8 protein-coding genes are annotated in these 8,193 nt (G+C 73.5%); 6 read left to right on the plus strand and 2 right to left on the minus strand.

The genetic code is table 11. From position 1 onward, the window contains the following. Nucleotides 1-225 precede the first annotated feature (225 nt). Nucleotides 226-465, plus strand: coding sequence for a hypothetical protein (locus ACFYVL_RS44475; protein ID WP_389255883.1), 240 nt, complete (start codon nt 226-228; stop codon nt 463-465). 141 nt (nt 466-606) lie between these two features. After that, a complete protein-coding gene (locus ACFYVL_RS44480; protein WP_389255885.1) occupies nt 607-2,082 on the plus strand; it encodes a SulP family inorganic anion transporter in 1,476 nt (491 codons plus the stop codon). Nucleotides 2,083-2,193: 111 nt separating this feature from the next. On the opposite strand, the gene ACFYVL_RS44485 is transcribed toward ACFYVL_RS44480, so the two are convergent. Continuing rightward, nucleotides 2,194-2,625, minus strand: a complete 432-nt coding sequence (locus tag ACFYVL_RS44485) for an SRPBCC family protein (protein WP_389255887.1) — start codon at nt 2,623-2,625, stop codon at nt 2,194-2,196. A 324-nt stretch (nt 2,626-2,949) separates the two neighbouring features. Between ACFYVL_RS44485 and ACFYVL_RS44490 the strand changes: the two genes are divergently transcribed. The 3 genes from ACFYVL_RS44490 to ACFYVL_RS44500 all read left to right on the plus strand — a co-directional run bounded on the left by ACFYVL_RS44490 (nt 2,950) and on the right by ACFYVL_RS44500 (nt 5,671). After that, complete coding sequence (locus ACFYVL_RS44490) at nt 2,950-3,387, plus strand: Clp protease N-terminal domain-containing protein (protein WP_389255897.1); 438 nt, start codon at nt 2,950-2,952, stop codon at nt 3,385-3,387. 133 nt (nt 3,388-3,520) lie between these two features. Continuing rightward, on the plus strand, nt 3,521-4,525 hold the full coding sequence (locus ACFYVL_RS44495) for a DMT family transporter (protein WP_389255889.1): 1,005 nt from the start codon (nt 3,521-3,523) through the stop codon (nt 4,523-4,525). 165 nt (nt 4,526-4,690) lie between these two features. Further along, the gene (locus ACFYVL_RS44500) at nt 4,691-5,671 is read left to right on the plus strand and encodes a DMT family transporter (protein ID WP_389255891.1); all 981 of its coding nucleotides are present in this window, start codon (nt 4,691-4,693) and stop codon (nt 5,669-5,671) included. Nucleotides 5,672-5,823: 152 nt separating this feature from the next. Here ACFYVL_RS44500 and ACFYVL_RS44505 read toward each other — a convergent pair whose 3' ends face one another. Beyond that, entirely contained in the window at nt 5,824-6,528 is a 705-nt protein-coding gene (locus ACFYVL_RS44505; protein WP_389255893.1) for a pyridoxamine 5'-phosphate oxidase family protein, read from the minus strand. Nucleotides 6,529-6,563: 35 nt separating this feature from the next. Here ACFYVL_RS44505 and ACFYVL_RS44510 point away from each other — a divergent pair, with 35 nt between their 5' ends. Further along, nucleotides 6,564-7,910, plus strand: a complete 1,347-nt coding sequence (locus tag ACFYVL_RS44510) for an aminotransferase class I/II-fold pyridoxal phosphate-dependent enzyme (protein ID WP_389255895.1) — start codon at nt 6,564-6,566, stop codon at nt 7,908-7,910. The last annotated feature ends 283 nt before the right edge of the window (nt 7,911-8,193 follow it).

Consider the following 8,193-nt stretch of genomic DNA (forward strand, 5'->3'; position numbering starts at 1 on the left):
CGGGGGGTGCGGCTCCGCCGGGGGCCGCCCCCTTGCCCGCCCGTTCCGCCCCCGGGGGGCGGCCCCGCCGCCCAAGGAGGCGGCGGCGGGCCCCGCCGCCCAAGGGGGCGGGGCGGGGGCGGGGGCGTGGGGTGGGGGATTGGGCTCAATGGGTGGTTGGGGGGAGGGTGTTGGGGTTTGGGGGGTTAGGGTGCTTCGGTTCGTAGTTGGGGCTGAGGAGGCGTTGTGGCCGTATTTATGGTGCAGTTGGCCGAAGGTGTCGATGATGTGGTCGAGGCGCAGGCCGCCGGGCGCACCAAGTCCGGAGAGATCGTGCTGGAGGCCGCCGACGAGACCGGGAAGCCGGTACGGATCAGGACCTACCGGTCCGACGCGGTGACCGCCGTGTTCCGGCGCGGGCCCGGGGACTCCGGCAGCTACGGGTGGATCCCGCAGCCCGCGAGCGGCACCTGGTGGTGCTACTGAGCCGGTGGTGAGGCGGGGGCCCCGAGGCCGGTGCGTGCGCGACGTCCGTACCGGGGCGGCCGGCCGGTCACGGGGGACGCGGCACTAGAGTGGGGCTCTTTGTGCTCAGTGGCACCTCGGTGCGCCTACGGAAACGGTTCCATGCCCTCCCTGTCCCTTCCCCGCCCGTCCCGCCCCGACTGGCTCGCCTCGCCGCGTGTGTTCCGTACCGAGGTGCTCGGCGGTCTCGTGGTCGGGCTCGCGCTGATCCCGGAGGCGATCTCGTTCTCGGTGATCGCGGGGGTGTCGCCGAGCGTGGGGCTGTTCTCCGCGGTGATCATGGCCGTGGTCATCTCGTTCGTCGGCGGGCGCAAGGCGATGATCTCGGCGGCGACCGGCGCGGTCGCCCTCGTGGTCGCCCCGCTCAACAAGGAGTACGGGCTCGGCTATCTGGTCGCCGCCGTGATCCTCGGCGGCGCCATGCAGGTGGTGCTGGGGGCGCTCGGGGTCGCCCGGCTGATGCGGTTCGTCCCGCGCAGCGTGATGGTGGGCTTCGTCAACGCCCTGGCGATTCTGGTGTTCATGGGACAGTTCCCCGAGCTGACCGATGTGCCGTGGGCGGTGTATCCGCTGGTCGTGGGCGGGCTGGTGCTGACCGCGCTGTTTCCCCGGGTGACCACCGCGGTGCCCGCGCCGCTGGTGTCGATCGTGATCCTGACGCTGATCACGGTGGGTGCGGGCATCGCCGTACCCACGGTCGGGGACCGGGGCGAGCTGCCGTCGTCGCTGCCGGTGCCGGGGCTGCCCGACGTACCGCTCACCCTGGACACGCTGTCGACGATCGCCCCGTACGCCTTCGCCCTCGCTCTTGTCGGGCTCCTGGAGTCGCTGATGACGGCGAAGCTGGTGGACGACATCACCGACACCCACTCCAACAAGACCCGCGAGTCGATCGGGCAGGGCGTCGCCAACATCGTCACCGGGCTGTTCGGCGGCATGGGCGGCTGCGCGATGATCGGCCAGACGATGATCAACGTGAAGGTGTCCGGGGCCAGGACCAGGCTCTCCACCTTCCTGGCCGGGGCCTTCCTGCTGGTGCTCTGTCTGGCGCTCGGGCCGGTCGTCTCCGAGATCCCGATGGCCGCCCTAGTCGCGATCATGGTGCTGGTGTCGGCCGCCACCTTCGACTGGCACTCGGTGAGCCCGCGGACGCTCCGGCGGCTGCCGGCCGGCGAGACGCTGGTCATGCTGATCACGGTGGCCTGTGTGGTGGCCACCCACAACCTGGCCGTGGGCGTGGTCGTCGGGTCCGTGTGCGCGATGGTGATCTTCGCCAAGCGGGTCGCGCACGTGGTCGACGTGGTGCGCACCGCACAGGACGGGCGGGTCGTCTACACCGTCACCGGCGAACTCTTCTTCGCCTCGTCGAACGACCTCGTCTTCCGATTCCGCTACAAGGACGACCCGGACGAGGTCGTGATCGACCTGTCCCGGGCGCACATCTGGGACGCGTCGTCCGTGGCCGCGCTGGACGCCGTCGAGACGAAGTACGCCCGGTACGGCAAGACGGTCGAGGTGACCGGGCTCAACGAACCGAGCGCGGCGATGCACGGGCGGCTGGCGGGCAAACTCGGCTGAGCGGGGGAGCTGCCGGTCCTGTTCCGGCCGTCGCCCCGCCCGGGTCCGAGGCGCAGGCGGTCGGCGGCGCCCCCGCGCGGCCGGCCCCGCCCCCGTGCGTCACCGCTGTACTCACACCGTCAGCGCCGCCAGTTTCCGCAGGGACTCCTGGAGGGCGGTGGTCGCCGAGTCCTTGAGCTTGCCGGCCATCAGGGACACGGCCGCGCCCGTGAACTCGCCGTCGATCCGGGCCAGTGTGCCGCCCGCGTCGGCCGGGGCCAGCGAGTAGCGCATCGCCAGGTTCACCCCCATGGGGCCCTTGCCGCGGACGACCAGCAGCCGTTCCTCCTCCAGTTCCTCGATCGTCCAGGCCACCTCCGCGGGGAAGCCCATCAGCTTCATGTTCTCCTCGTACGTCGCCCCGACCGCGAGAGTCGCCGGGCCGCCCCGGGGGAACGAGGTGTGCGTCGCGTTCCACTGGTCGTACGACGTGAAGTCCGTCAGCCGGGACCAGAGCTTGCCGGCCGGTGCTTCGATGCGTGCCTCTGCGCTGACCTCGGCCATGGGGCGGTTCCTTCCGGCGGACGGCGGAGCGGGCGGCTGCCCGGTGTCGCGGAACGTAGCCGCAGGGCCGCGAACACTCAATACTGATGAACCGTCAGATTCGAGTGGTTCTCAGGGAAGATTCAGCCGATCTCCTCCGCAAGGAGGAGGACCCGGGCCGCGTTGCCCAACTCCGGTGGGATGTGCGAATGCTCCCCCACGCGGATGCCCCGGGCGGCACCTCGGTGATGGGGTGGAGGAGTGCAGAGCCCCCTCCGACGGGTCTCCGGTTCCGGAGAGGCCGTCCCTCCCCGTGCCGGCATCGAAGCCGGACTCACCGTCGAGATGGCCAGGATGGTCGCGGGCGCGCGCCGCCGCGCGCTGCGGGACGGCGACCGCCAGATCGACACCGCCCATCTGCTGCACTCCCTCTTGGAGGCCGACCCGGAGGCGCGGGCCGCCTTCGAGGACGGCGAGCAGCCGGCCAGGGTCCTCGGCTACCTCGTGCAGCGCAGCATCGGCTACGGGCTGCGCTGGCAGGCCGGGGCCGAGGGTGTACCGGGACCCAACCCGGTGCCGGGCTGGTCGCCCGCGGCCGTCGCGGCGATGGAGGTGGCGCTGGAGCGGGCGGCGGAGCGCGCGGATCCCAGGGCCGGCGGCGTCGACCTGCTGGCCGCGCTGGCCGCCGACCCGGACTGCCGGGCCGTCGAGGTGCTGCGACGCGCGGGGGTGGATGCGGAACTGCTGGCCGGCCGGTTGTGCGCGGCGCTCCGACGGGCCTGAACGGAGCCCCGGGCGCCGCGCAAGTGCGGACGAAGGGCGGTCCGGCGGGTGGGTTTCCACCGGTATGCCCAGGCGCCGTCTCGACAGGTGTCACCAGGATGACGGTCCTGACCCCAGCTGACATGATGTGCCGATGCACGCTCAGGGGAGGAGTGTCGGCCTGGGGCTCGCCCTGATCTCGGCACTCGCATTCGGTGGTTCAGGTGTCGCGGCAAAGCCGCTGATCGAGGCGGGGCTCGACCCGCTGCACGTGGTGTGGCTGCGGGTCGCGGGCGCCGCGCTGGTGATGCTGCCCGTCGCCTGGCGCCACCGCGGCCTGGTGCGGCGCCGGCCCGCGCTGCTCGCGGGCTTCGGCCTGCTCGCCGTGGCCGGCGTCCAGGCCTTCTACTTCGCCTCGCTGTCGCGCATCCCGGTCGGCGTGGCCCTCCTCGTCGAGTACCTGGCGCCCGCGCTGGTGCTCGGCTGGGTGCGGTTCGTCCAGCGCAGGCCGGTGACCAGGGCCGCGGCCGTGGGCGTGGTGCTCGCGGTGGGCGGCCTGGCGTGCGTGGTCGAGGTGTGGGCGGGGCTCACCTTCGACGTCCTGGGACTGCTGCTCGCGCTCGGCGCCGCCTGCTGCCAGGTCGGCTACTTCGTCCTTTCCGACCAGGGCGCGGAGGGCGAGGACGCCGTCGACCCGCTGGGCGTCATCGCGTACGGACTCCTCGTCGGCGCCCTCGTCCTCACGGTGATCGCACAGCCCTGGGGGATGGCCTGGGAACTCCTGGGCGGCAGCGTCGACATGGGCGGCACCCCGGTGCGGGCCTGGCTGCTGCTCGGCTGGATCGTGCTGGTGGCCACCGTGCTCGCGTACGTCACCGGCGTCGTCTCGGTACGGAAACTGTCCCCGCAGGTCGCCGGGGTGGTCGCCTGTCTGGAGGCGGTCATCGCGACGGTGGCGGCGTGGGTGCTGCTGCGGGAGCACCTGTCGCTGCCGCAGATCGTGGGCGGCGCGGTGGTGCTCGTCGGCGCGTTCATCGCGCAGTCGTCGACGCCCAAGCCGCCCGGCGACGGACCGGTGGCGGGCGGAGCAGGTCCGGCGGCGAAGGGCGAAGTCCACGATGCGGAGGGTGCGTTGTCCGCGGGGCGGACCGCGCCGTAGGGTGGGGATCATGCGCCTGACCGTACTTCCGCCTCCCGCCGCGCTCTAGCGCGCGAGGCCCACTGAGGACGAGGACCTGGCCCGGACAGTCCCGGGCGGCTTGTCGCTGCCCCCGCGCGCGGCCGAGACCACCCTTGAGTCCTGTTTTCTTACGTGGAGACGTACGTGTCTGCTGTGGTGTTGTCCGTCGGGCGCGGCCTGACGTATCTGATCTTCGCCGGAATCGCCTGGGGCACGGCGGGAGCCGCCGCCTCACTGCTGTACGGGGTCAGCGACCTCGGGCCGATGGCCCTGTCCTTCTGGCGGTGTGCGGGCGGCTGCCTGCTGCTGCTCGCCGCCCGCGCGTTCCGGCGCCCCGGTGCCGGCGGCGGGAGTGGTGCGACCGGCGCGGGCCGGGGCGCGGGGCCCGCGTCGCGCCGTCGGCGGGTGGGCCGGATGCTGGCCACCGGGTGTGCGCTCACCGTCTTCCAGACCGCCTACTTCGCGGCCGTGCAGCACACCGGGCTCGCCGTGGCGACCGTCGTCACGCTCGGCGCGGGGCCCGTGCTCATCGCCCTGGGCGCCCGGGTGCTGCTCGGCGAACGGCTCGGCGCGGGCGGTGTCTGCGCCGTGGCGGGCGCGCTGGCCGGGCTCGGCGTGCTGGTGCTGGGCGGCGGCGGGGCCGAGGTGCGCCCGGCCGGAGTGCTGCTCGCGCTGCTGTCGGCCGCCGGGTACGCGGTGATGACGCTGCTGACCCGCTGGTTCGGCCGGGACGGCGGGGGAGGCGACCCCGTCACCACCTCCGCCTGGTCCTTCGGCATCGGCACGGTGTGCCTGCTGCCGCTCGCCCTGGCCGAGGGGCTGGTGCCGCAGGGCGCCGCGCTCGGCCCGGTGATCGGCCTGCTGGTGTACGTGGCCGCCGTCCCGACGGCCCTGGCCTACGCCCTCTACTTCGCCGGGGCGTCCGTGGTGCGCTCCGCCACGGTGTCCGTGATCATGCTGCTCGAACCGGTGAGCGCCGCGGTCATCGCCGTCGTACTCCTCGGGGAACGGCTCACGGCGGCCACCGTCCTCGGGACGCTGCTGCTGCTCACGGCCGTGGCCGGGCTGGCGTTCGGCGAGGCGAGGGACGCGGCCCGGGTGCGCCGGGCGGCCGTCGCCGTGTAGGGCGTGCCCGTGCGGTCCGGCGGGCGCGCGGGCCGGGCACCCCGGGGTGCCGTCAGGTCGTCCGGCCGAGCGGTCGTGCGGTCGCCGGGTCGTGCGGGGTTCGGGCCCCGGCGGGGGTGTGTGCCGCCGGGGCCCGCACCCGGCTCATCGGCTCAGAGGTTCGCCAGGTAACCGGGCAGCGGAACGGCCGGGTCCAGGTCGTCGGCGGGGATCGGTGCGCCGTGGCCGCGGGTGAGCGGGACCACACCGGTCCAGTAGGGCAGCTGGGCGTCCTCGGGCTCGTCGTTGGGGCCGCCGGTGCGGACCTTCGCCGACACCTCGTCGAGGTCCAGGCGCAGCACGGCGGTGGCGGCCAGCTCCTTGGCGTTGGCGGGGCGGGAGTCCGCGGAGCGGCCGGCCACCACCTGGTCCACCAGCGCGTCGAGCGCGGTCCGCCGTTCCTGCTCGTCGATCACCGCACGGGCGGTGCCCAGCACCACCACGGAGCGGTAGTTCATCGAGTGGTGGAACGCGGAGCGGGCCAGCACCAGGCCGTCGACATGGGTCACGGTCAGGCAGACCTCGATGCCCGGGGCGTCCTCGGTGCGCCCGGCGGTGCGCAGCGGGCGCGAACCGGTCGAGCCGTGCACGTACAGACTCTCGCCGATCCGGCCGTAGAGGGTCGGCAGCACGATCGGTGCGCCGTCCCGGACGAAGCCCAGGTGGCAGAGGTATCCCTCGTCGAGTATCGAGTGCACCAGCGCGCGGTCGTAGGAGGCGCGTTCGGGGGAGCGGGTGGGGACGGTGCGGTCGGTGGGGGCGTACGCGGCCGGGGACGCGGCGGCGGATTCCGTCGTGGCGGCGTGACTGTCCTGCATTGCGCTCTCCATTGCACTAGTGCATACTGTCGTTTGTGCTAGGAGAGTATCGGATCAGTGGGCGGCGTGCATCGGAGATTTCCGCGAGCGTGGAGCGGGGAGTGGGGGAAGGTGCCCTCGCGCCGGGCCAAGTTCTGCCCCCCATGCGGGAGTTGGCAGCCGAGCTGGGTGTCAATCCCAATACCGTCGCGTCCGCCTACCGGACACTTCGCGAGCGCGGGGTGATCGAGACGGCCGGCCGCCGGGGCAGCCGGATCCGGGCCCGGCCGGTCAGCACGGCCCGCGACTCGATCCGGGTCGACGTCCCGGCGGGCGTGCGCGACCTGTCGACGGGCAACCCCGACACCGCGCTGCTGCCCCCGCTGCGGGACGCCCTCGGGTACGCGGCCGAACGGGCCGACGCGCGTCCCCGGATGTACGGCGAGGAACCGCTCGACCCGGACCTGGCGCGCCTCGCCCGTGCCGGATTCGACGCGGCGGGGGTGCCCGCCGGCCCGGTCGCGGTGGCCTCCGGCTCCCTGGACGCGATCGAGCGGGTCCTCGCGGTGCACCTGAAGCCGGGGGACGCGGTCGCCGTCGAGGATCCGGGCTGGGGCGCCATGCTCGACCTGGTGCCGGCCCTCGGACTGCGTGCGGTGCCGGTGGCCGTGGACGACGAGGGGCCGCTGCCGGACGAGGTGGACCGGGCGCTGCGTGGCGGGGCGCGGGCCGTGGTGGTGACGGCCAGGGCGCAGAACCCGACCGGGGCCGCGGTGAGCGGTGCCCGTGCGGAGCGGCTGCGGGAGGTACTGCGCGCGCACCCCTCGGTGCTGCTGGTCGAGGACGACCACGGGCACGGCATCGTGGACCTGCCGGTGCACCCGGTGTCCGGGGGCGGGACCGGGCCGCACGGCGGACCGTGGGTGTTCGTGCGGTCGGTGTCCAAGGGGTACGGCCCCGACCTGCGTGTCGCCGTGCTGACCGGTGACGCGCGGACGGTCGACCGGGTGCGGGGGAGGCAGCGGCTGGGCCCCGGGTGGGTGAGCCTGCTGCTCCAGCAGGCGGTGGTGCGGCTGTGGGAGACCGGCGCCGTCGACACGGCGGCGGTCGCCCGGTCGTACGGCGAACGGCGCGACGCCCTGATCGCGGCACTCGCGGAGCGGGGCATCGCCGCCCGCGGACGCAGCGGGCTGAACGTCTGGATCCCGGTGGGCGACGAGACGGGCGTGGTGTCCCGGCTGCTGCACGCCGGGTGGGCGGTGGCCCCGGGCGCACGCTTCCGCATGGGAGCCGCCCCGGGCGTGCGGGTGACGGTGTCGGCCCTGGAGGCGGGGGAGATGCCCGCCCTCGCGGAGGTCTTCGCGGGGGCGGTGGGCGCGGCCCCGGGGCGGCGGTACGACTAGGGTCTGTCCGGCGGATCAGGTCGTATGGAGTGACCTGTGACTTCTTGGTGCTGCTGAGCGGGGCCTGGTGCGTGCAGCTGCAAGGCGGAGGATTGAGACATGGCGGAGCCATGGCGATTGACGACAACGCCGCAGATGTGCGTGCCAGGGCACGCGACCGCGACAAGATCCGCCGGACAGGCCCTAGGTGTTCTGTCCATGGAGGTTGGTGACGGATTCCATGGCTTGGGGATCTTGAACGAGTGAGGGCCTTCCGGGTTCGGTGTGGATTGCGACATCTACA

Source organism: Streptomyces sp. NPDC004111 (assembly GCF_042874215.1).
Taxonomy (GTDB): Bacteria; Actinomycetota; Actinomycetes; order Streptomycetales; family Streptomycetaceae; genus Streptomyces.